This window comes from Streptomyces zhaozhouensis (genome assembly GCF_900230195.1).
In the GTDB taxonomy this organism is placed as follows: Bacteria; Actinomycetota; Actinomycetes; order Streptomycetales; family Streptomycetaceae; genus Streptomyces; species Streptomyces zhaozhouensis.
Genome location: NZ_OCNE01000003.1, coordinates 369,097 through 392,093 on the forward strand (window position 1 = coordinate 369,097; position 22,997 = coordinate 392,093).

At 72.9% G+C, this 22,997-nt stretch carries 15 protein-coding genes, 1 pseudogene and 1 CRISPR repeat array; of the genes and pseudogenes, 10 read left to right on the forward strand and 6 right to left on the reverse strand.

Annotated features, from left to right (window positions below; genetic code table 11):
• Nucleotides 1-55 precede the first annotated feature (55 nt).
• The 3 genes from pip (at nt 56) to CRP51_RS07550 (ending at nt 3,960) form a co-directional block, all read left to right on the forward strand.
• Entirely contained in the window at nt 56-1,027 is a 972-nt protein-coding gene (pip, locus tag CRP51_RS07540; RefSeq protein ID WP_097230229.1) for a prolyl aminopeptidase, read from the forward strand.
• A gap of 143 nt (nt 1,028-1,170) precedes the next feature.
• Nucleotides 1,171-2,118 carry a sporulation protein gene (locus CRP51_RS07545; protein WP_097230230.1) on the forward strand — a complete coding sequence of 316 codons (948 nt, stop codon included), beginning with the start codon at nt 1,171-1,173 and terminating at the stop codon, nt 2,116-2,118.
• Between the two features lie 261 nt (nt 2,119-2,379).
• On the forward strand, nt 2,380-3,960 hold the full coding sequence (locus CRP51_RS07550) for a S8 family peptidase (RefSeq protein WP_097230231.1): 1,581 nt from the start codon (nt 2,380-2,382) through the stop codon (nt 3,958-3,960).
• Nucleotides 3,961-4,183: 223 nt separating this feature from the next.
• Here CRP51_RS07550 and CRP51_RS07555 read toward each other — a convergent pair whose 3' ends face one another.
• Nucleotides 4,184-5,068, reverse strand: coding sequence for an ABC transporter permease (locus tag CRP51_RS07555; protein WP_097230232.1), 885 nt, complete (start codon nt 5,066-5,068; stop codon nt 4,184-4,186).
• Nucleotides 5,069-5,070: 2 nt separating this feature from the next.
• The gene (locus CRP51_RS07560; RefSeq protein ID WP_097230233.1) at nt 5,071-7,773 is read right to left on the reverse strand and encodes an alpha/beta fold hydrolase; all 2,703 of its coding nucleotides are present in this window, start codon (nt 7,771-7,773) and stop codon (nt 5,071-5,073) included.
• Nucleotides 7,774-8,298: 525 nt separating this feature from the next.
• Between CRP51_RS07560 and CRP51_RS07565 the strand changes: the two are divergent.
• Nucleotides 8,299-9,783: pseudogene (locus CRP51_RS07565) on the forward strand (MDR family MFS transporter); the annotation flags it as partial.
• A 101-nt stretch (nt 9,784-9,884) separates the two neighbouring features.
• On the opposite strand, the gene wrbA reads toward CRP51_RS07565, so the two are convergent.
• The 3 genes from wrbA to CRP51_RS07580 all read right to left on the reverse strand — a co-directional run bounded on the left by wrbA (nt 9,885) and on the right by CRP51_RS07580 (nt 11,900).
• Nucleotides 9,885-10,493 (reverse strand): NAD(P)H:quinone oxidoreductase, encoded by a 609-nt coding sequence (gene wrbA / locus CRP51_RS07570; protein WP_097230234.1) that lies wholly within the window; start codon nt 10,491-10,493, stop codon nt 9,885-9,887.
• Nucleotides 10,494-10,800: 307 nt separating this feature from the next.
• Complete coding sequence (locus CRP51_RS07575; RefSeq protein WP_097230235.1) at nt 10,801-11,040, reverse strand: DUF397 domain-containing protein; 240 nt, start codon at nt 11,038-11,040, stop codon at nt 10,801-10,803.
• Entirely contained in the window at nt 11,037-11,900 is an 864-nt protein-coding gene (locus CRP51_RS07580; RefSeq protein WP_097230236.1) for a Sco1979 family transcriptional regulator, read from the reverse strand. Before CRP51_RS07580 ends, CRP51_RS07575 begins: the two co-directional genes overlap by 4 nt.
• A 207-nt stretch (nt 11,901-12,107) precedes the next feature.
• Here CRP51_RS07580 and CRP51_RS07585 point away from each other — a divergent pair, with 207 nt between their 5' ends.
• The 5 genes from CRP51_RS07585 to CRP51_RS30165 all read left to right on the forward strand — a co-directional run bounded on the left by CRP51_RS07585 (nt 12,108) and on the right by CRP51_RS30165 (nt 18,437).
• Nucleotides 12,108-12,632 (forward strand): ATP-binding protein, encoded by a 525-nt coding sequence (locus CRP51_RS07585; protein WP_170970459.1) that lies wholly within the window; start codon nt 12,108-12,110, stop codon nt 12,630-12,632.
• 193 nt (nt 12,633-12,825) lie between these two features.
• A complete protein-coding gene (locus CRP51_RS07590; RefSeq protein WP_342749018.1) occupies nt 12,826-14,574 on the forward strand; it encodes a VanW family protein in 1,749 nt (582 codons plus the stop codon).
• Between the two features lie 767 nt (nt 14,575-15,341).
• Nucleotides 15,342-16,316: a putative T7SS-secreted protein gene (locus CRP51_RS07595; protein WP_097230238.1), complete on the forward strand. Its 975-nt coding sequence runs from the start codon at nt 15,342-15,344 to the stop codon at nt 16,314-16,316.
• A gap of 475 nt (nt 16,317-16,791) precedes the next feature.
• Nucleotides 16,792-17,247: a CRISPR direct-repeat array (repeat unit 29 nt; unit sequence GGGACCATCCCCGCGCGTGCGGGGAGCAG).
• 420 nt (nt 17,248-17,667) lie between these two features.
• Nucleotides 17,668-18,237 carry a replication initiator gene (locus tag CRP51_RS28295; RefSeq protein ID WP_342749021.1) on the forward strand — a complete coding sequence of 190 codons (570 nt, stop codon included), beginning with the start codon at nt 17,668-17,670 and terminating at the stop codon, nt 18,235-18,237.
• Nucleotides 18,147-18,437 (forward strand): DUF4241 domain-containing protein, encoded by a 291-nt coding sequence (locus CRP51_RS30165; RefSeq protein ID WP_107500839.1) that lies wholly within the window; start codon nt 18,147-18,149, stop codon nt 18,435-18,437. The genes CRP51_RS28295 and CRP51_RS30165 overlap by 91 nt, the downstream gene beginning before the upstream one ends.
• 1,413 nt (nt 18,438-19,850) lie before the next feature.
• Here CRP51_RS30165 and CRP51_RS07610 read toward each other — a convergent pair.
• On the reverse strand, nt 19,851-20,645 hold the full coding sequence (locus CRP51_RS07610; protein WP_097230240.1) for an SGNH/GDSL hydrolase family protein: 795 nt from the start codon (nt 20,643-20,645) through the stop codon (nt 19,851-19,853).
• 510 nt (nt 20,646-21,155) lie between these two features.
• Between CRP51_RS07610 and CRP51_RS07615 the strand changes: the two genes are divergently transcribed.
• A complete protein-coding gene (locus CRP51_RS07615; protein WP_245880426.1) occupies nt 21,156-22,931 on the forward strand; it encodes a BCCT family transporter in 1,776 nt (591 codons plus the stop codon).
• Nucleotides 22,932-22,997 lie beyond the last annotated feature (66 nt).

Below are 22,997 nucleotides of genomic sequence, written 5' to 3' on the forward strand. Positions count from 1 at the left end.
AGCCCTGATATAACAGCGCTGTCATATCGCGCACCAGCCCTCCGGAGGGTCACCCATGTCAGAGCTGTATCCACCGATCGAGCCCTACGACCACGGCTGGCTCCCCGTCGGCGACGGCCATCGCGTGTACTGGGAGACCTGCGGCAATCCCGAGGGCAAGCCGGCCCTGGTGGTGCACGGCGGCCCCGGGTCCGGCTGCGGCCCGAGGGTGCGGCGCTTCTTCGACCCGGCCAGGTACCGGATCATCCTCTTCGACCAGCGCAACGCCGGCCGCTCGACGCCGCACGCCTCCGAGCCGGAGGTGGACCTGAGCGCCAACACCACCGAGCACCTGCTCGCCGACATGGAGGCGCTCCGCGAGGCGCTGGGCGTGCAGCGCTGGCAGCTCTTCGGCGGCTCCTGGGGCTCGGTGCTCTCGCTGGTCTACGCGCTGCGCCACCCCGGCCGCGTCAGCGAACTGGTGCTGATGGGCCTGGCCAGCGGCCGCCGCGCCGAGACCGACCTGCTCACCCGCGGCCTCGGCGTCTACTTCCCCGAGGCCTGGCGCGCCTTCCGGAACGCGGTGCCGGCCGCCGAGCGCGACGGCGACCTGCCGTCCGCCTACGACCGGCTGCTCCACGACCCCGACCCCCGGGTGCGCGAGGCCGCCGCCCGCGCCTGGTGCGACTGGGAGGAGGCGATCGACGTGGGCGGCCCGGCCGGCACCTCCCGTTACGAGGACCCGGACTTCCGGCTGGCCTTCGCACGGATCGTCACCCACTACTGGAGCCGGGGCTGCTGGCTGCCCGAGGGCGAGGTGCTGCGCCGCGCGTCCGAGCTGGCCGACATCCCCGGCGTGGTGGTGCAGGGCAGCCTGGACCCGGGCAATCTGCTGGGCACCGTCTGGGAGTTGGCCCACCGCTGGGGCCCGGCGTGCGAGCTGCGGGTCGTCGGCACGGCCGGGCACTCCACCGCGGGCGAGGGGATGGCCGCGCGGCTGGTGGCGGCGACCGACCGTTTCGCCGACGGGGCGACCACGACGCGGTAGCGTGGCCGGAGAACAGCGGCGGGACCCGTATCGCCCGGCGCGCGGCGGGAGTTGGGGCGCGTTCCGCCCCCGGCCCGCCGCCGCGCCCCCTCTCGACCGACCGGGAGGCGGCCGCCGCGACGACACGGGAGGAGAACGCCGGCATGGTGTTCAAGCGGTTGCTCGGAAAGCTGGGCGTCGGTGGCCCCTCGGTTGACACGGTGCTGCACCGGGGGACGGTGTTGCCCGGCGACACCGTCTCCGGCGACGTGCTGATCCGCGGCGGTTCGATGGACGTGGAGATCACCGAGGTCACCCTGGAGCTGGCGGCCCGCGTGGAGTCGGAGGCCGGCGAGGAGGAGCGGCACGGCACGGCGCGGTTCCACCGGGTGGTGGTCGGCGGCGGGTTCCGGCTGGCGGAGGAGCAGGAGCTGTCCCTCCCGTTCTCCTTCCCACTGCCGTGGGAGACGCCCATCACCGAGGTCTTCGGGCAGCCGCTGAGCAGGCCGCTCGGGGTGCGCACGCAGCTCGCCGTGGCGGGCGCGGTGGACCAGGGCGACCTCGACCCGCTGATGATCCGTCCGCTGCCGGTCCAGGAGGCGGTGCTGGACGCGTTCGGGCGGCTGGGTTTCGGCTTCCGCTCCACCGACCTGGAGCTGGGGCGCATCCGGGGAACGGGCCAGACGCTCCCCTTCTACCAGGAGATCGAGCTGACGCCGGGTCCGGAGTACGCCCACGCGATGCGCGAGGTGGAGATCAGCTTCCTCGCCGACCCGGCGGGGCTGACGGTGGTGCTGGAGGCGGACCGGCGCGGCGGGGTGTTCTCGGGCGGCGGCGACGCGTTGAACATCTTCACGGTCGGCCACGGTGACGTGGACGGCACGGACTTCACCGCGCTGGTCGACTCCTGGCTGCGGCAGCTCGCCGAGCGCCGCTCCGGCGGCTTCCTCGGCGGCGGCCACGGACACGAGCGCAAGAGCGACGGCGGCCACGGCGGCGTCGGGATGGGCATCGGCGGCGCGGTGGCCGGGCTGGCGGCCGGGGTGGTCGGCGGCATGGTGGCCGCCGAGATCGTCGACGAGATCGGCGACGCCCTGGGCGGCGACGACTGAGCGCGCACCGCGCCGCGCACCGGGCCGGCGCCGCCCCCACGGGGACGGCGCCGGCCCTCTCGCTTCCGCCCCGTGACACCGACGCGACGTCACATCGCCGCGCGCTACGCGCCGATGTCGTTCATGTGAAGCATCTCCAGGCGGTCTTGCGAAGGTGACCAAACGGTTCGACAGTTGTGACGTGCCCATGGAAAGCCATGGATTGACATGAGCACGTAATCCCGCCCGTCCCGCACGTACCCCACAAGGAGCACCTGTCTGATGGACAAGACGCGCAAGTCGACGCGGTTCCGCCGCGGCGCCGGACTGGCCACCGCCGCCGGCGTGGTCCTCGCCGGGATCGCCCTGCCCGCGAGCGCCCAGGCGAACGACACCCCGACCGGGGTGATCGCCAACGCCGGGGCGGAGGACGTCGTGCCCGGCAGCTACCTCGTCACGCTCCACGGCGGGGTGGCGGCCCAGGGGGTCACGGCGACCGCCGAGTCCCTCGCCGACACCCATGGCGCGGAGGTCACCAGCGTCTTCCAGCACGCGCTGGACGGCTTCGCCGTGGAGGCCACCGAGGCCGAGGCGCTCGCCCTCGCCGCCGACCCGGCCGTCGCGGAGGTCACCCACAACCAGACCGTGCGCACCACCGCCACCCAGGAGGATCCGCCGTCCTGGGGGCTGGACCGGATCGACCAGCCGTCGCCGCAGCCCGACTCCTCGTACACCTACCCCGACCACGGCGGCGAGGGCGTCACCATCTACGTCCTGGACACCGGCGTCCGCTACAGCCACGAGGACTTCGGCGGCCGGGCCACCTTCGGCTTCGACGCCTACGGGGGCGACGGCGGCGACGGCCAGGGCCACGGCAGCCATGTCGCGGGCACGGCCGCCGGCACCGCGTACGGCGTCGCCAAGAACGCCGACCTGGTCTCCGTCCGGGTGCTGGACAACAGCGGCTCGGGCACCATCGAGGCGGTGGTCGGCGGCGTCGACTGGATCACCGGCAACGCCTCGGGCCCCTCCGTGGTGAACGTGAGCCTCGGCGGCGGCGCCAACAGCACCCTGGACACGGCGGTGCGCAACTCCGTCGACGCGGGCATCACCTACGCGGTGGCCGCCGGCAACGACTACGGCGCGGACGCCTCCCTCAGCTCCCCGGCGCGCGTGGAGGAGGCGATCACGGTCGGGTCGAGCACGGACCAGGACGCGATCTCGCCGTTCTCCAACGTGGGTTCCGTGGTCGACCTGTTCGCGCCCGGCAGCGCCATCACCTCCGCGTGGAACACCGGCGACACCGCCGAGAACACCATCTCCGGCACCTCCATGGCCACCCCGCACGTCGCGGGTGCCGCCGCCCTGTACCTGGGCGAGCACCCGGACGCCACCCCGGCCGAGGTCGAGGAGGCACTGGTGGGCTCCGCGCTCGGCGACGTGCTCAGCGGCATCCCCGGGGACACCGCCAACCTGCTGCTGAACGTCAGCGGCGACGGCTCGGGCCCCGGGGCTCCGCCGTCCGGCGAGCGGTTCGAGAGCACCGCGCCGGTGGGGATCGTGGACAACACGTCCGTGACCTCCACGCTCGACGTGGCCGGGGTCGGCACGTTGACCGGCGCCTTCGAGGTGGAACTGGACATCAGCCACACCTGGGTCGGCGACCTCACCGTGGAGCTGACCGCCCCCGACGGGACGACCGACGTGCTGCGCGACCGTTCGGGCGGCAGCCAGCAGGACCTGCTGGCGACCTACCGGATCCCGGGCGCGGGGGTGTCGGCGGACGGCACGTGGGTGCTGACCGTCACGGACAACGCGAGCCGGGACGAGGGCACCCTCAACGCGTGGGCGCTTCAGTTCTGACCGCTTCGTTCATCGGAACGACCGACGGCGCCCGCTGAACGCGCAGGCGGCGGGGCCCGGGGCCGGCGACGGCTCGGGGCCCCGCTCGCGCGTGCGGCGCGGGCCTTCCCCAGGGCCCTCGACGCTCGGGGTCTCCCGCGTTCATGCCCTCCCGCGTTCAGGCTCTCCCGCGTTCAGGCTCTCCCCCGTGCACGGCCTTCCCGCGTGCACGGCCCTCCCGCGCTCAGGAGACGATGTCCTTGCGGGCGAAGTGGCGGTAGGCCAGCGCCACCAGGAGCAGCGCGTAGGCGAGCGAGACCGCGCCACCGCGCAGCATCCCGTTCCACTCCACGTCGCGTTGGAGCGCGTCCAACCAGGCGAAGAGCCAGTGGGCCGGGATCAGCTGGCGCCAGTCGCCGAGCGCGGTGATGGCGTCGAGAATGGAGCCGAGGATGGTCAGCCCGATCGCGCCGCCCACCGCGCCCAGCGGCGCGTCCGTCACCGTGGAGAGCCAGAACGCCAGGGCGGCGGTGACCAGTTGGCCGACGAAGATCGCCGCGAGCGCGAGGGCCAGCCGGAGCGCCGCCTCGCCGCCCGGCAGGGTGCCGCCGGTCGGCAGCCGCAGCTCTCCCCAGCCGTAGGCGACGGTGCCCACGCCCAGCGCCGACAGCGGCAGCAGCACCATCGCGACGGCCGAGAACGCGAGCGCCACCAGCAGCTTCGCCGTCAGCAGCCGCCAGCGCGGCACCGGCGCGGCCAGCAGATAGCGCAGCGAGGACCAGCCGGCCTCCGAGGCGACCGTGTCGCCGCAGAACAGCGCCACCGGCACCACCAGCAGGAAGCCGGCCGAGAGATAGAGACAGACGGCGGCGAAGTTGGGACCGGAGGCGGTGGCGGAGTCCAGCAGTGCGGACTCCGAGTCGTCGGGCGCGCCGCCCACCGCGAAGGCGACGGCCACCAGCGGCGGGAGCAGCGCCAGCAGCAACCCCACCACCAGCGTGCGGCGCCGCCGCAACTGCCGCACGGCCTCCACGCGCAGCGGCAGCGTACGGCGCGGAACATAGCCGGGGGCGGCGGGCGGGAACGGGTCGACGGCGGGTTCGCGCTGGTCGGCCGGGGATGTGGTCATGGTCAGGCACCGCCGATCAGGGTCAGGAAGGCGTCCTCGAGCCGGCGGTGCGGCATGACGCCGCTCACCGGGATGCCCGCGGCCACCAGCGCGGCGACCAGCGTCTCGGGTCCCGCGCCGTCGAGGCGGACCAGCACCCCGGACTCCGTGTCGGTGGCGTCGCCGACGCCCGGCAGCGCGCGGATGGTCGCCAGCCAGGCGTCGGTCATCGGCTCGGCGGTGCTGACCAGCACGGTGTCCCCCGTGCCGACGATCTCCGCCACCGGCCCCGAGGCGACCAGCCGACCGCCGTCCATCACCACCAGATGTGTGCAGGTCTGTTCGACCTCGGCCAGCAGATGACTGGAGACGATCACGGTCCGGCCGCCCTCGGCGTAGCGGACCATGACCTCCCGCATGGCGCGGATCTGCGGCGGGTCGAGGCCGTTGGTCGGCTCGTCCAGGATCAGCAGGTCGGGAAGGCCCAACATCGCCTGGGCGATGGCCAGTCGCTGGCGCATCCCCTGGGAGTAGGTGCGCACCGGGCGGGCCAGCGCGGGCCCCAGGTCGGCGATCTCCAGCGCCTCCTCCAGCCGTGCGTCGGCGGCCGGGCGGCCGGTGGCCCGCCAGTACAGCTCCAGGTTGGCGCGGCCGGACAGGTGCGGCAGGAAGCCGGCGCCCTCGACGAACGCGCCCACCCGGGAGAGCACCGGCGAGCCGGGTCCCACGCGGTGGCCGAAGACCGTGATCTCGCCGGCGTCGGGGGTGATCAGGCCCATCAGCATCCGCAGCGTGGTGGTCTTGCCGGCGCCGTTCGGTCCCAACAGGCCGAGGACCTGGCCGCGTTCGACGCGGAAGGAGAGGTCGCGCACCGCGTAGCGGTCGCTGTGCCTGGCGTAGCGCTTGGTCAGCCCAGTGATCGCCAGCGGTGTTCCCGCCAGCCCGGGATCGTGGGAGACGGCGGCGCGCCGGCGCACGCGCGGCGCGACCAGCGCGACCGCCACGGCGAGCGCCCCCAGCGGCAGCCCCCACACCCACCAGGGCACCGGCGTCGCCGCGGTGGCGACGCCGGGGGCGGTCGGCAGGGTGAGCCGCAGATCGTCGAGGGCGACGGTGTAACGGGCGGTGCCGGCCGGCGAGGCGTAGCCGATGTCGGTGCTGGAGACGACCAGCCGCATCCGGTGCCCGGCCTCGAACGGGTAGTCGACGGTGGGCAGTCGGAAGGTGACCACCCGGCCCTCGGGGCCGAGGTCCTCCACCCGCAGCGGCGCCACCAGTTGGGCGGGCAGCGACTCGCTGCCGCCGTCCGGGGCCACGTCGTAGAGCTTGCCGAAGAGCACGGCCTCGTCCGTGTCGGAGGAGACCCGCAGCCGGACGGTCGGGGAGCCGGTGACCCGGGTGGCCTCGGTCAGCGGCGGGGAGTCGAAGCGGGCGAACTGGCCGGGGAAGTCGATCGCCGGCAGGAAACCCAGCCCGGTGAACCCGCCGAGGCCGCCCAGCCCCGGCACGGTGGAGACGGCGGCCGGCGCGCCGCCCGGCGGGTTGACGAACGTCTGCGGCTCGCCGGACAGTTCGACCGTCCCGGTCTTCTCGCCGTCCAGCCCCGGGTAGGCGTCGCCCGAGGCGCCGGCGAGCAGGGTGTCGCCGTTGGTGGTGTCGAAGCCGGTGATCCGGGTGACGCGGAAGGGCGGGCCGACGTCGGCCGAGGCGTCCTCGCGCAGATGGCGGTCGAACCAGGCGGTGATCCGCTCCTCCGTGCGGCCGGACTCGGAGATACCGCCGTCGTGGCCGGCCCACAGCCACTCGACGCGCACCGGCGCGCCGTTGGCCCGCAGCGCCTCGGCCATGGCGTCGGCGTGGTCGAGCGGGAAGAGCGAGTCGTGCTGCCCCTGGAGGATCAGGGTCGGCACGTCGATCCGGTCGGCCACGGCGGCCGGGCTGCGCTCCGCGAGCAGCGCGAGCGCCTCCGGGTCGGACGCGCCGGCGACCGCCACCCGCTGGTAGAGCGCGCACAGCTCGTCGGTGAACCGGCCGCACCCGGGGTCGACGCCCGCCTCGGCCGGCAGCTCGCCGCCGATCGGGGCGGCGGCGCCCGTGGTGAAGAGGATGCCGGCCCACAGTTGCTTGAAGACCCCGTTCGGGAAGAGCGCCTCGCCGAGGTCCCAGTAGGTGACGGCCGGCGCGATCGCGTCGACCCGGTCGTCGTGACCCGCGGCCAGCAGCGCGATGGCCCCGCCGTAGGAGGCGCCGGCGATGCCGACCCGGGGGTCGCCCGGGCCGTCCTGGGCGACCTCCGCGCGTTCGCCCAGCCAGTCGACGAGCCGCGAGACGTCGGCCACCTCGCGGTCGGGGTCGTTGAGACCGATCTGGCCGGTCGACGCGCCGAAGCCGCGCGCCGACCAGGTGAGCACGGCGTAGCCGTCGGCGGCCAGCGCCTCGGCCTGCTCGCGGGTGTCGTCCTTGCTGCCGCCGAAGCCGTGGCCGAGCAGCACGGCGGGGCGGGGGGCGCCGCCGTCGGCGGACTCGGCGACGAAGTAGGAGGTGTCGATCCCGACCGTGCGCTCCGACCCCGGCTCCTCCGGCATCGTCAGCACACGGTCGACACGGCGCACGGTCGGCGCGTCGTCGGCGACGGCGAGGCCGACCGTGCCGATCCCGACCAGCAGCGCGAACGCGCCGAGGCCGGCCCAGGCCCGCCGGGTGTTCCGGGGCCAGCGGAGTCTCATAACCGTCAGGGGTCCCTTCGGGCGGGCGATGATCCACCCACGCTACCCAATGTGTTCACCGGGCCTTCGCCCGGTGGCTCCTGAGCGGCGGCGCGTCAACGCCGGTGCGCCTTCTCCCGCTTGCCGCTTTTCCCGGGGCGCGGGTTCTTTTCCGGGGTCGGTCGGGACTATTCCGCTGACGCCTTCGCGCGCCCGACGGCCGCGCGGTGTGCGGGAGTTCACACACGTCAGCGGCGGCGCGCGGGAATAGCGGCGGACGGCGGAAGGCCCACCAGCGCATTCCGTTCGGCCCCGGCGCCCCGTGGCGCGCCCGAGGGCGCCGGGGAACGTGGGCGATATCCCGATTCGACTAAAGCTTTCCCCAATTCGTTTACGTGTAGTAAGCAACTTGTCATAGGGTCGCGGGCGGAAGACACCTCATGGGGAGATCGTTTGACCACGCACAGCAGGGAATCCATACCTGAGCCGGCCACCGCCGCCGGCCCCGTCCAGCCGCCGGAGACCCCGGCGCCCGCGTCGACGGACATGAGCCACCCCGAGATCATGCGGGCGCTCTCCGGGCTGCTGCTCGGCATGTTCGCCGCGATCCTCTCCTCCACCATCGTCACCAACGCCCTGCCGCGCATCATCGCGGATCTCGGCGGCGGTCAGTCCGCCTTCACCTGGGTGGTCACCGCGACGCTGCTGGCGATGACCGCCTCCATGCCGCTGTGGGGCAAGCTCGCCGACCTCTTCGACAAGAAGCTGCTGATCCAGGCCGCGTTGAGCATCTATGTGATCGGCTCGATGATCGCCGGCCTCTCCCAGAACCCGGCCATGCTGATCACCGTGCGGGTGGTCCAGGGCCTGGGCGTGGGCGGGCTGATCGGGCTCTCCCAGATCATCCTCGCCGCCATGATCCCGCCGAGGCAGCGCGGCCGCTACAGCGGCTACCTGGGCGCCACCTTCGCCGCCGCCACGGTCAGCGGGCCGCTGATCGGGGGCGTGATCACCGACACCTCCTGGCTCGGCTGGCGCTGGTGCTTCTACATCGGCGTGCCGTTCGCCCTCGCCGCGCTGGTGGTGCTGCACCGGACGCTGAAGCTGCCCGTGACCCGGCGCCCCGGGGTGCGCATCGACTGGACCGGCGCCGGGCTGGTCAGCGCCTCCGTCTCGCTGCTGCTGATCTGGGTGACGCTGGCCGGCGACTCCTACGACTGGGCGTCCTGGCAGAGCTTCGCCATGGTGGGCGGCTCGGTGCTGCTGGCGGCCCTCTTCGTCCTGGTGGAGACCAGGGCGGCCGAGCCGATCATCCCGCTGCGGCTCTTCCGGGACCGCACCATCTCCCTCACCTCGGCGGCCTCGCTGCTGATCGGCGTGGCGATGCTCGCCGGCACGGTCTTCTTCGCCCAGTTCTTCCAGCTGGCGCGCGGCGAGAGCGCCACCATGTCCGGCGTGATGACCATCCCCATGATCGCCGGCATGACCCTCGCCTCGACGGTCTCCGGGCGGCTGATCACCAGGACCGGCCGCTGGAAGTCCTGGCTGCTGGCCGGCGGGGTGCTGCTGACCGGCGGCTGCGCGCTGCTGGGCGTCATGCGCTACGACACGCCCTACTGGCAGATCGCCGTCTCCATGACGCTGCTGGGGCTCGGCATCGGCATGACGATGCAGAACATGGTGCTGGCGGCGCAGAACGTGGTGGCCCCCGGGGACCTGGGCGCCGCCAGCTCGATGGTGGCGTTCTTCCGCACGTTCGGCGGCGCGGTCGGCGTCGCGGTGCTGGGCGCGCTGCTGGCCAACCGGGTGGCGGAGTACTCCAGCAGCGGGCTCGCCGAGCTGGGCGCGGCGCCGGAGGGCGGCGGGCGGATCCCGGACATGGCCGCGCTGGAGGAGCCGGTGCGGACCGTGGTCGCGAGCGCCTACGGCCATGGCGTGGCGGACGTGTTCCTGACGACGGCGCCGATCGCGTTGGGCTCGCTGCTGCTGACGGTCTTCATCCGCGAGGTCGCGCTGCGCACCCACACCGGCCCCGGCCGCTGACGCCACCCGCGGCACGGGTAAACCCCCGTCGCCCGTCCCCGAGTGCGGGGCGGGCGGCGGGGGTTCGACGCGTCGCGGGGTGCCGTCGCTCAGGCGGTGCGGACCGCGGCGGCGAGACGGACCACGCGCTCGGCCTGGACGCGGGCGGCGGTGAGGGCCACCTCGTCGACGGGGTTGGCGCCCTGGGCGTCGACGTGGGAGGTGCCGTAGGGGTTGCCGTCGGCGAACTTGGACGGGTCGGTGTAGCCGGGGGTCACCAGCACGCCGCCGAAGTGGTGCACCGAGTTGTAGAGCGCGAGCAGCGTGGACTCCTGGCCGCCGTGCAGGGTGGCGGTGCCGACGAAGCCGCTGTAGACCTTGTCCGCCAGCTTGCCCTCCGCCCAGAGCCCGCCGAGGGTGTCGAGGAACTGCTTGAGCTGCGCGGCCACGTTGCCGAACCGGGTCGGGGTGCCGAAGATCACCGCGTCCGCCCAGAGGACGTCGTCGGGGGTGGCGACCGGCACGTCGGCGGTGGCCTCGGCGTGCGCGGCCCAGCGCTCGTTGGAGGCGATGGCCTCGGCCGGCGCGAGCTCGGTCACCTTGCGCACCCGCACCTCGGCGCCGGCCTTGGTCGCGGCGTCGCCCAGCTCGGTGGCGAGCCGGGAGACGGTGCCGGTCGAGGAGTAGTAGACGATGGCGACCTTGACGGGAGTGGACATGGGGAGTTGACCTCCGGATCGTGCGGGACCGATACAATGGTTGAACTCTAAACCATTGTGGCGGCCGTGCCGCCGGGTACCCCCCTGAGACATGGATCACGCGGGCCCGCCCGTGACAACGACGCGGCGCCGGCCCCGGACACGGAAAAGACCCCCACGCCGCGGCCCGGGGGTCGGAGGATGCACCCCGCCTCTGCGGACGGGTGAAGGGGGTCCTTGCTGCGCTGGTGGTCGTATCGGCTCGGCCGGGACGAGGGGTGGCCCGGTCAGGCGCGGTGTGACATGGCGCGGATGACGGGAGCGCGCGTCAGGCGAACAGGAAGTCCGCCTCACCGCGCTTGGCGCCGCTGATGAACGTCTCCATCTCGTGCATGGTGTAGATCAACGCCGGACCGTCCGGGTCGGTCGACTGGCGGATCGCCACCCGTCCGTCGGAGAGCTTCAGCGCCTCGACGCAGTTCCCGCCGTTGGTGCCGCTCCACGGCTTCCGCCAGCCCTCGCTGCCCAGCTCCCTGGCCGGCATTCCGTTGTATATGTGTGTGATCATGCGGTCAGCTCCTTGCGAATCTCACCGAGGATGACCTCGGTGTCCTGCGCTGACGCCGCTTGTGTACCCATGCGGTCCAGAACCTCCAGATAGGCCACGGTGTCGGGCCGCTCGTCGAGGTAGGTCGCTCCGGTCAGACTCTCGGCGTAGATGATGTCGGGCAGCTCCGGGATCTCGAATCGGAAGAGCTGGAACGGCCCGAACATGCCGGGATGGGGTCCGGCGCTGAACGGCATGATCTGAAGCGTGACATTGGGCAACTGCGTCGCCTCGATCAGCCGGTCAACCTGCTGGAGCATCGCGGCCTGGGATCCGACCCGACGCCTCAGCACATGCTCCTCGATCACGGCCCACAGCAACGGGGCGCGCGGCCGGGTGAGCAGGTCCTGACGTTCCATCCGCAGCGCTACCCGGCGCTCCAACTCGTCGTCGGAGGCGCCGGGAAACCCGGTGCGCAGCAGGGTGCGCGCGTAGGCCGCGGTCTGCAGCAGACCCGGCACGCAGTGCGGCTCGTAGGCGCGGATGAGGCTGGCCTCGCCCTCCAGGCTCACATAGAGGCTGAACCAGTCAGGCAGCACGTCGCGGTACCCGTGCCACCAGCCGGGGCGGTTGGCCTCCTCGACCAGGCGGAGAAAGGACTCCGCCTCCTCGGCGGCCACCCCGTACCGCTCCAGCAGGGCCTTCACATAGAGCGGCTTCAGGCCGACCTCGGCCTTCTCCATCCGGCGCACGGTGGTGCTGTTGACGCTGAGCGCGGCGGCCGCGTCGGCGAAGGAACACCTGGCCCGTTCGCGCAACTCCTTCAGCCGCAACCCCAGGACGATCTGTCCCACGGTCGGCCCCGACCGCGCCTCTGCCACCTTGGCTCCTCTTGCCGTTCGTGCCGCGCCTTCGCCATCTCGCCTACGCTGCACAGAAGTTTGCCACACCGGGTAGCGACATCCACAGAGATCCCTTCGCTTTCTGCGAATTGCAGAACTCCCCTTGCGCAGATGCCACACCCACCGCATAGTTAACGCGTGACCCGGCTCACGACGGCCCCAGCTCCCCGGAAGGCGACCCCGCCCGTGCCCCCTGCTCACGGCGCGACGCCGTCCCCCCTCGGAGAACCCGCGATACGTCCTCCGCAACCGCCGGGCGAGAGCTTCGCCCTGCCCGCCAGGGACACCTCCGTCGCCGTCGCCCGGCGACGGGTGCGGCACCAACTGTACGGCTGGGGTCTGCCGAGCACCACCTGCGACAACGCGCTGCTCATCGTCTCCGAGCTGGTCACCAACGCCATACTGCACACGCAGAGTAGCCAGGTGAGATGCCTGCTGTGGTCCAGCGGCCAACTGCTGCGGATCGAGGTCGCCGACGAGGGCCCCGGGCTGTTCCGGGTCCGCCCGCGCGCCGCCGACTCGGAGGCGGAGAACGGCAGGGGGCTGCTGCTGCTCGACGCGCTCGCCCTGCGCTGGGGTGTGGTCGCCCCCGACCAGCGCGCCGGTTGCACCGTCTGGGCCGAACTCACCGCCGCCGCCCAGCAGTCGGCGCCCGCCGCCCCGGCCCCGCACACGCGGGCGCGGACAGCGCAGGCGCTGCTTCCCGGCTGACGCGCCACCGCCACCGCCACCGCCACCGCAGGCTGAACACTGTCCGTCGCGCGCTGAACGTTTCCACACCGGAACGTTCCGCTGCCGCACGTTTCTGTCACCCGGACCTTGTCGACGGCCCCGCCTTTGCTAGCCTTTCGAGGCTGTACTTCCCGCGTCGCACGCTCGCCGCCCGTCGCCTCAAGGGAGTTCCGTGGCCGTCATCCCGCCGATCCCGGCCCACCCGCCGCGCACGCCGCGGCCCGACCCGCCGTACTGGCAGCGCTGGGCGCTGTGGGGCGGTGCGGGACTGCTGGTCGTCGTACTCCTCTACCTTCTGGCCGGCATGGTCTGGGGCGGGCGGATAGCCTCCGGCACCACCGTGTTGGGCGTGGACATCGGCGGACTCTCCGAGCAGGCCGCCACCGAGCGGCTCAACGAGGAGCTGGGCGAGGAGCGGACGGCCCCGATCCGGGTGGTCCTCGGCGAGCGGGACGAGGAGGTCCACGAGGTCGACCCCGAGGAGGCCGGGCTGCTCCTCGACGTCTCCGCCACCGTCGAACGCGCCAGCCGTCCGGGCGTGCTGGGTCAGCTGCTCGGCACCGGCGGCGGCGCGCTCGACCCCGTCGTGGTGCAGCACGAGGAGCGCTCGGAGGCGGCGCTGGCCGGCCTCGCCGAGGCGGCGGACGCCGCCGTCACGGAGGGCGCGGTGGCCTTCAAGGACGGGGCGGTGCGCGTCACCGAGCCGACGGCGGGCAGCGCGCTGGAGGTGGGCCCCTCCGTCGAGCTGCTGCGTGACGGCTATCTGCGGCAGGAGGCGCAGCCGGTGCGGCTGCCGGTCTCGCTCGCCGAGCCGCGCGTCGACGAGGCCGAGGTGGCGCGGGCCGTCGCGGAGTTCGCCGAGCCGGCCATGTCGGGCCCGGTGCTGCTGCGCGCCGAGGACGGCGGCGCCGAGGTCTCCCTCTCCCCCACGGTGCTCGGCGACCATCTGACGCTGGAGGCCGACGACGCCGGGCGGCTGGAGCCGCGCCTGGACGAGGAGGGCCTGGTCGGCGACGAGCGGGTGGTCCCGATGCTGGAGGCCGCCTCGACCGAGCCGAGCGACGCGACGCTCAGCCTGGCCGGCGGCGAGGTGGTCGCCTCCGGCGGCGGCGAGGGCCGCGAGGTCGACCTCGCGGAGGTCGGTCCCGCGGTGCTGCCGCTGCTGACCGGCTCGGGCGCGCACGCGCGCACCGGTGTGCTGCCGCTGGAGACCGTCGAGCCGACCCTGAGCGAGGAGAACTTCCGCGAGCTCGGCGTGGTGGAGGAGGTCTCCTCCTTCACCGTCGAGTTCGAGCCGGCCGCCTACCGGATCACCAACATCGGCCGGGCGGCCGAGCTGATCAACGGCTCGCTGGTCCTGCCGGACGAGGTCTGGAGCTTCAACGAGACGGTCGGCGAACGGACCCCGGAGAACGGCTTCGTCGAGGGCGTGATCATCCTCGACGACCAGTACACGAACGCCCAGGGCGGTGGCGTCTCGGCGGTGGCCACCACGGTCTTCAACGCGATGTTCTTCGCCGGCGTCGAGATGGTGGAGTACGGCGCGCACTCGTTCTACATCGAACGCTACCCGGAGGGCCGCGAGGCGACCGTCGCCTGGGGCAGTCTCGACCTGCGCTTCCGCAACGACTCCGGGAACGCGCTCTACATCCTGGCCTCGGCCGACGACAGCTCGGTGACGATCACCTTCCTCGGCACCAAGCGCTTCGACGAGGTGCGCTCGGAGACCGGCTCCCGGGAGAACGTCGAGCAGCCGGAGAGCCGGGAGGGCGAGGGCGAGGAGTGCGTCCCGCAGCCGCCGTTGGAGGGCTTCGACGTCACGGTCGAGCGGATCTTCGTGCGCGACGGCTCCGAGGTGGACCGGCAGAGCTTCGACACGCACTACGTGCCGAGGGACGAGGTGCGCTGCCCCGACGCGTGACGCGGGCGGCTCAGCCGGCCGGCGCGGCCGCGCGCGCCCGTTCGGCCGCCGGACGCGGCGCGTGGGCCGTGGCCGCGTCCAGGGGGCGGAACAGCGCGATCGCCGGCTTCGGGAGCGTCACGTCGGCGGGCGCGCGAACGTCGCCCTCGTGCCCAAGAGCGACAGCGCGCCCGGCGGGGAGCGCAGCCGCGGCGGCACCGGGACGGGTCCGGAGCCGGGGCCGAACGTCCCGCCGTCGGCCGGCCGCCCGCCGCCCGCCGGGGGCTCGGGCAGGCGCCGACCTCGTCGAGCAGCGCGCGGGTCGCCGGTGCTGTCGACCTGACGGCTCTGGTCCGACGCGGCGCGGACGCGGGCCGGTTCGCCGTCCTCCCCCGCGCTCTTCCGGTAGGCGGGGCGTGGTCGGCGGCCAGCGGCAGCGCGTTGCGCTCGCGCGGCGGGACGCCCGGCGCCGCCGCGAGGCGCGGCACCATCTCCCTGCTCGGCCGGGCCTTTTTGGTCTCCACGCAGGACGGATGCCGCGACGAGGTCTCGGCCCGCGAGGACAGCTCCGGTCGGCTCGGGCGCCCGCGCCGCCGCCACTCCCGCGACAGCGCCCCGACGCGCGCCGCCCGCGTGCTCCACGCCCGGAAACGCGGCTCCGGGCCGGGCATCGCCGAAGTGCGGGATTCCCCTCGATTCGCGGCCTACGGAACACCGACGCGACGTCAGTGCGCGCTCGTGTCGGCAGCACCATCCCCGCCCCGGGTGCCCCGACGCCCGGGAAGCCCGTGGCGCGTCCGTCCGACTGGTCGCCCGTCGACATGGATTCCGATCCGACGCTAGGTGAGCCCGACGAGGTGCGGGAGTTGGCGCGGGAGCTCCAGGAGTTCGCCGACGATGTCGGGGAGGCGCTGGGCAAGATCCGGGCGATGTCCTCCGAGCGGGCGATGCTGGAGTGGGCCGGGCTCTCGGCCGACACCTTCCGCGCCGAGTTCGACGGCGTCCCCGGCAACCTCACCAAGCTCGAAGAGAACCACAGCCTGTGCGCCCAGGCACTCGACGGCTACTGGCCCCAACTCCAGACCGCCCAGGGCATGGCCGACCGCGCCCTGGACCGCGCCCTGTCCGCACAAGCCGACCTGACCTCCGCCCACAGAGCGCTCGGCGACGCCACCGACTGGGTCGACCGCGCCGGCGAGGAAGCCGACCGCCTCCAACGCGAAGGCCAACGCCCGCACACCCAACCCCCCGACGAAGCCGACGTCCGCGCCGCCACCCGCGACCAACAGGCCGCCCAGGCCGCCGCCGGCGCCGCCCAGACCCGCGTCACCGACGCCGAGGAACGCCTGACCGCCGCCCGCCAACTCGCCCTCGACGCCCGACAGATGCGCGAAGAAGCCGCCCATGCGCTGATGGTCTCCGGCCGGCGTGAGAACGGCGAGCACGGCTGGGTGCTCCCCCACGGTCGAGTCGGCCCCGGTCAGTGCGTGATCGAGGCCGCCCGCGACCTGCTGAAACAGACCACCGGCCACGAACGCGCCCCCACGGATGTCCTGGCCATCACCCCGACCACTGACGACCACGGGACCCTTGACGGCCTGGTCTACGTCCTGGACGGCGGGGCCCTCCCCGGGCCCCCAACAACAGCAACGACCCGCCCGAAGGCGCCAGTCGGGTCCCGATGCGCGAGTTCCACGAACCCCCCGCGCTCTACCAATACGCCATCATGGCCATCGGACAACACCGCCGACTCCCCCTGCTGACCAACGCCGACCGTCCCGAAGCGGCCTTCCTGTGATGCCCCAACTGGACGCGGACTGGTACGTCGTCCCGCCAGCACCGGGCACCGACTCAACGAAGTGGGTCGTCGGGCCCTGCTGGTTCTACTGCGACCACCGGATCACAGCCGTCCTGTGGATCGGGACCGTCACGACCGAGATCGCCTACGCCCCGATCTACGCCGGCGCCCCCTGCCTGGTCCAACTGGATGACCTGACCTGGGACTACCACGAAACGGCGGCCACACCGCCCCCAAACGAACATGGACGCGCGCTTCCGCTCTACCGGGCCTGGAACAACCCCGCCCCGCCTCAGAAGCGCCGTCAGGCTTCGCGCCCTCCCACTCGTACCAGATTAGGGGCGCGCTTACGCGGGCTGCTCGCCATCAACGACGGTGAGTGACGGGGCCGGCTGGCCGTCAACCGCCTGCCCCCGCCATGGTCCGGCGGGCATGAGTGAAGGACCAACCCCGCGCGTGCGGGGAGCAGTGAACCCCTGCCCGGCCACGTAGCGGTGAAATAGGACCATCCCCGCGCGTGCGGGGAGCAGACCGCAGATCCGCGCTGTCGGCCGCCGACCGGGGGACCATCCCCGCGCGTGCGGGGAGCAGGCCCACCGCATCACCGCCCGCCCCGGCGGCCCGGGACCATCCCCGCGCGTGCGGGGAGCAGTTCTTGGAGTACGCCAAGCAGTTGGGGCTGACGGGACCATCCCCGCGCGTGCGGGGAGCAGCAGCCCATCAGCGACGGCGACGACCTCGTCGCGGGACCATCCCCGCGCGTGCGGGGAGCAGCGGCGCCCTGCCCATCCGCGCGATGGACTCCAGGGACCATCCCCGCGCGTGCGGGGAGCAGATCCTCGCTCGCCTTCACACTCACGAGGAATCGGGACCATCCCCGCGCGTGCGGGGAGCAGAGTTCGTGACCAGGGGTTTTCTAGCGGCGGGCTCGGATTTTACTTACTTTACCCAACGCCTTGGCTGCCCCTACCTGGCCGCTCGCAGCGCCTCACGGACGCAGCGAATCACGCCCGCCAGGCTAGCGCGTCAACTCCTTCTGTCGGGGGGGGCACACCGCCGCCTCGTCGGTTCCTGCTGATGGCGAAGTCCCTTGCCACTTCGTTTAATCCGTTGTGTGGCCGCCTCCTCCCGCGCACGCCCAGAGGACGCAATACAACCTGTAATTGCGTACCCCGCGTGCGCCAAGTCTGGAGGAGACCTGAACCGATTGACGGCCTCATGTCCTCCGCCCCGGACTCGACACTCCGGGGCGCTGGCTCACCCCTACCGAACGCGACTTCCTGCGCCTGACCGCCGACCCCGACTTCCTTCGGCGCCTGGACCAACTCCACCGAACGGGCGGTTACGAACGCCCGATCCACCTCACCGGACACACCACCTGGTTCGACACGGACGGCAGCGTCCTGCGGCACTACACCACCCGTGATGAGCCAGGTGAACGCATCGCCGTGCGCTGCGGAACCCGACGCGCGTCCCCCTGCCAACCCCGCTCCCGCCTCCACGCGGAGGAGTGGACCGAGCGGTACGCCTACGACACGGCCGGCGACCTCACCCACGCCGAGTGGCCGGCCGAGGGCGTCGAGCCGTTCACCGACGAGGTGCCGCCCGGCACCTACCCGGTGGTGCTCTCCGTCGCGGAGATCGCCCGCCCCGGTGACGCGTCGTACGCCCACGAGCGGGCCGCCGCCGCCTGGCTGCGGATCGGCGAACGGCCGGCCGCCGGCTGGTCGTCGGCGCGCACGGCCGGGCCCAGGACCCGGCGGAACTGGCGGACGGCGCGTGGTGCGGCTGCGGCGTGGACACCGGGACGGCCTGCTTCGTCGACCCCTCGGTCACCCCGTGCCTGCGCCCGCTGCTCGGCGAGGACGGCGAGGGTGACCCGCTGATCGACGCGGTCTACGGCACGGCGTCGCCCTCCCCCGCGCCCCGGCCGGCGGCAGTCGTGGAGCCGGAGTCGGGGGTGGGCGTGGTCGCCTTCCCGTCAGGCTGGGGCGACGGTGCGTACCCGACCTGGGTCGGGCGGGACGCGTCGGGGCGGGTGGCCGGGTTCGTGACCACCTTCTTCGTGGTCGACGCCCCGGACTGAGCGTCCCGTGCGCCGTCCTCCCAGAGCCCCAGCACGGCTCCGGCGACGTCGGCGACGCTCCGCCCGTCCGTGCGCACCCGGTGGTCGCCGACGGCGGCCGACGTCAACGCGCGGGCCTCGCACGCCGCTTCGGCGGCGACGCGGCGCAGTTCGGCGTCGGGCGCGCCGCGCAGCCGGTCGCCGGCGAGCGGCGGGGCCTGGCCGGCGCCGCGCCGGCGGACCCGGTCGAGCAGCGCCTCGGGGCCCGCGTCCAGCCGGCAGAGGGTCAGCGGCGCCCCGCGCAGGGCACGGCGGTAGCGGTCGGCGGTCGCGCCGTCCGGGACCGGGCCCACCGCCACCAGCCGACGGGTGCCGACCGCCGCGTACCGGTCGAGAAGGGCGGCGAGGTTGGCCGCGCTCAGCCGGTGCCGCCCGGGGTCGTCGGCGGGCGCGGGCGCCAGGAGGCCGACCTGCCCGAGGTCGACGAACGCGGCGGGTCCGCCGGCGCGTCGGAGGCGTTGGCCCACCTCCCAGCCGACGGTCGACTTGCCGACTGCCTCGGCGCCGCAGAGCAGCAGCACGGCGGGGCGGGCGCCGCTCCGTTCCGGTCCCCTCGCGGCCTCCCCGGGTGGCGCGGGGGCGGTGGCGGGCGGGCGCCAGTGGGCCAGCACCCGGTCGACGACGTCGGCGGGCGACCGGCCGTCGGTGTCGATCCGCAGGTCGGGACGGCCGCTCGGTCCCGCTCCCCGGGACTCGGCCTCGGCTTCGGTCTCGGCTTCGGTCTCGGCCTCGGCTTCGGCTTCGGCTTCGGCTTCGGCCAGCACTCTCCCCAGGTCCTCGGGCAGGGTGCCGCGCCCGAGGTAGCGCCGGCTCAGCTCGCCACGCCCGGCGGTCAGCGCGCACAGGGTGAGGTCCACGCCGGGAAGGTGCCCCCGGTCGACGCCGGCCGCCGGGTCGACCACCCCCGAGACGACCAGGCAACGCGCGCCCTCCGCACGGTAGTTGACCACCAGGGCGGCGAGGTTGCCGGCCTTCAGCAGATGGCGGCCGGGGTCGCCCGGCGGCTCGGGGTAGTTGATCCCCAGCTGGTCGATGTCCACGTACCCGACCGGTGTCCCGTCCGCCGCGAGCCGGCGGTACAGGGCCCATCCGGCGGTGGACTTCCCGACCCCGGGCGGACCGCAGAGCCACAGGACGGGGAACGGGGAGGGAGACGCGTTCATGGTGCGGGAGTATCGCCCGCGGCGCGGGATACCCGCCACGCGATTCCCACCACACGCGATTCCCACCACGCGATTCCCACCACACGCGATTCCGGCCACGCGCTTCCCGCCGCGGACGGGTCGGGAGACGACCGCGGCCGACGGGGAATCCGTCGGCCGCGGCGGCGCGTTCCGGCACGGCACGCCGCCGCGTGCCGTGAGCGGGCGCGGGTCAGTCGTTGGCGGAGAGGACCGGGTGGTAGCCGCCCGAGTGCCCGAGGGCCGTCGGGTGGTAGGCCTCCCAGACGGGCAGCGCCAGGTCGTGGAGCCAGTCGTCGCCCGAGCAGAGCTCGTGGCCGTCGAAGGCCGCGGCCACGTCGCCGTAGGTGAAGCCGTGGGCGGCGGCGCGCGAGGAGATCACGGAGTTCAGCAGGTCGGCCGCGTCGTTGATGGCCTGCCGCTTGGTCTGGCTGAGCCCGAGGCAGATGCCGGAGGGCTCGGTGTAGAAGCGCGGGTAGCCGAGCACCACCACGTGCGCGTTGGGCGCGTTGGCCTTGATGGCGTTGTACACGCTGTCGAGGCGGGCGGGGAGCGTGCTGTTGACGAAGTCGCGCGCGGTGGCGATCCGGTTCAGGCAGCCGCTGTCGGAGCTGATCACACAGGTGGTCATGACGTCGGCGAAGCCCGCGTCGTTGCCGCCGATGGTGATGCTCACCAGTCCGGTCGAGCTGTCGAGCGCGCTGACCTGGGAGCCCGTCACATCGCTGGTGACGGCGCCGGAGCAGGCCACGAAGTCGAACGACGAGGGGGCGTTGGCCTCGGCCCACAGGGACGGGTAGGCGTTGTTGCTGCGGTGGCAGTCACCGCTGGAGTCGATGTAGTCGCCGGCGCCGTTGCCCGAGGAGTACGAGTCCCCGAGCGCCACGTACGCGGGGCCGGCTGCCTGCGCGGGGGTCGCGCCCATCATCGCCAGCGCGAAGCCGAGGACGAGGGCGGCGACGGTGGACAGGCGTCTGGTCAGTCTCACGGAACCTCCATGGGGGGGGTCGCTGTGGCACCGTTTGTACCAAGCAACGCGCGTTGATGGAAGTGCCCATGTCAATAACGAGCGACATTGGGCGAACACTTCACCCCGCTGATCGCCTTGTGCTGTCACTCGATCAACTGACCTTCGCGCGAACGCCCTTGACGCCGCGCGCGGCCATGGATTCTCCACATCCGGAGGGACGTCACCGGCCTGACACCCCCTCAGCGCGGCCCGCGACGGGGACGCACGGCGAGCGCGGTGACACGGAGAGCGGGCGGGAGAGGCGCCGTTACGTCCGCACCTCCACCCCAATCAAGGGCTTTGTCAGACCCAGCGGCTACCGTTTGCGTCGACAGGATCACTTTCTGCCAAGAACGTGAGGTATCGGGTCGATAACCATCGCGCATGGCGGTGCCGAGCCCGGGTAGCCGCCACCGCGTACCAACCGCTTGCCCTGTGCAGGTATCCGGCCTGACCAGGGAACATAACGAAACAGATAGGTGGAATCGCGTGCCAGGCGATCAGAACTCACCGACAACGGAAGAGCCCCGGCGGGCCGCCTTCGCCAAGCCACGGACCGACCCCGTGGTCTTCGGCGTCTCCGCCGCGATCACTCTTGCCTTTGTCATCTGGGGCGCCGTCGCCACCGACTCGCTGGCCGACGCGGCGAGCGACGCGCTGGGAAGCATCATCAAGAACGCCGGGTGGGCCTTCGTGCTCGCCGCCTCCGGCTTCGTGGTCTTCGCGCTCTGGCTGGCCGCCAGCCGCTACGGCCGGATCACCCTGGGCAAGGAGGGCGAGGAGCCCGAGTTCAAGACCGTGTCCTGGGTGGCGATGATGTTCAGCGCCGGCATGGGCATCGGGCTGATGTTCTGGGGCGTGGCCGAGCCGATCAGCCACTACGTCACCGCGCCTCCCGGCACGACGCCCGGCGACTCCGGCGAGGCCATGGCGACCTCCATGGCGACCACGCTCTTCCACTGGACGCTGCACCCCTGGGCCATCTACGCGGTCGTCGGTCTGGCCATCGCCTACAGCGCCTACCGGCGCGGGCGCCGGCAGACGATCAGCGCCGTCTTCACCCCGCTCATCGGGAAGCGTCGCGCCGAGGGCGGCCTCGGCAAGGTCATCGACATCCTGGCCATCGTCGCCACCCTCTTCGGCTCCGCCGCGTCCCTCGGTCTCGGCGCGCTCCAGATCGGCAGCGGCATAGAGGAACTGGACTGGATGACCGATGTCGGCGAGGGTCTGCTCGTCGTCATCATCACCGTGCTGACCGCGGCGTTCATCGTCTCCGCCGTCTCCGGCGTGGCCAAGGGCATCCAGTGGCTGTCCAACATCAACATGGTGCTGGCCGGCCTGCTCGCGGTGTTCGTCTTCGTGGCGGGTCCGACCGTCATCATCATGGACCTGATCCCCACCTCGATCGGTTCGTTCGTCGACCAGCTGCCGCAGATGGCCGCCCGCACCGAGGCCAGCGGCGGCGAGGGCGTCGGCGCCTGGCTCTCCGGCTGGACGGTCTTCTACTGGGCGTGGTGGATCTCCTGGACGCCCTTCGTCGGCATGTTCATCGCGCGCATCAGCCGTGGCCGCACCATCCGCCAGTTCGTCGGCGGCGTGATCCTGGTGCCCAGCGCGGTCAGCCTGCTGTGGTTCGCCATCTTCGGCGGGACCGGGATGCGGGTGCAGGAGAGCGGCGTGGACGTCGCCGGCCAGGGCGCCGAGGAGGCGCAGTTGTTCGCGGTGCTCGCCGAGTACCCGATCGCCACGGTCACCTCGCTGCTGGTCATGATCCTGGTCGGCATCTTCTTCGTCTCGGGCGCCGACGCGGCCTCCATCGTGATGGGCACCCTCTCGCAGCACGGCTCGCAGGAGCCGCACCGCCTGGTCGTCATCTTCTGGGGCGCCCTGACCGGTGCGGTTGCCGCGATCATGTTGCTCGTCGGCAGCGGCACGGGCGAGGACGGGGAGAACAAGGCGCTGGACGGCCTGCAGAACATGACGATTCTGGCGGCCGTCCCGTTCACCGTGGTCATGATCGGCCTCTGCTTCGCGCTGATGAAGGACCTGCGGCGGGACGCCCTGGTGCTGCGCGCCGAAAAGGGCGAGGAGGTCGTCGAGATGGCCGTCATCGCGGGCAGCGAGAAGTACGCCGGCGACTTCGAGATCCGGATCGGCCCGGGCGAGGGCAACGGCGAGGGGAACGGCGGGAGCGGCGGAAGCGGCGGGAGCGCCGCCTCCACGGACATAGAGGACACCGGGCCCACGGGTCCCGCGAAGTCCTAGCCGCGCCTCCTACGGGGTGAGACCCCGGGGCGGTCGGCTTCGGCCGGCCGCCCCGGGGTCTTCTTC

Coding starts and splice junctions, on each gene's coding strand:
- pip (WP_097230229.1), top strand. CDS start 56: ATGTCAGAGCTGTATCCACCGATCGAGCCCTACGACCACGGCTGGCTC.
- CRP51_RS07545 (WP_097230230.1), top strand. CDS start 1,171: ATGGTGTTCAAGCGGTTGCTCGGAAAGCTGGGCGTCGGTGGCCCCTCG.
- CRP51_RS07550 (WP_097230231.1), top strand. CDS start 2,380: ATGGACAAGACGCGCAAGTCGACGCGGTTCCGCCGCGGCGCCGGACTG.
- CRP51_RS07555 (WP_097230232.1), bottom strand. CDS start 5,068: ATGACCACATCCCCGGCCGACCAGCGCGAACCCGCCGTCGACCCGTTC.
- CRP51_RS07560 (WP_097230233.1), bottom strand. CDS start 7,773: ATGAGACTCCGCTGGCCCCGGAACACCCGGCGGGCCTGGGCCGGCCTC.
- wrbA (WP_097230234.1), bottom strand. CDS start 10,493: ATGTCCACTCCCGTCAAGGTCGCCATCGTCTACTACTCCTCGACCGGC.
- CRP51_RS07575 (WP_097230235.1), bottom strand. CDS start 11,040: ATGATCACACACATATACAACGGAATGCCGGCCAGGGAGCTGGGCAGC.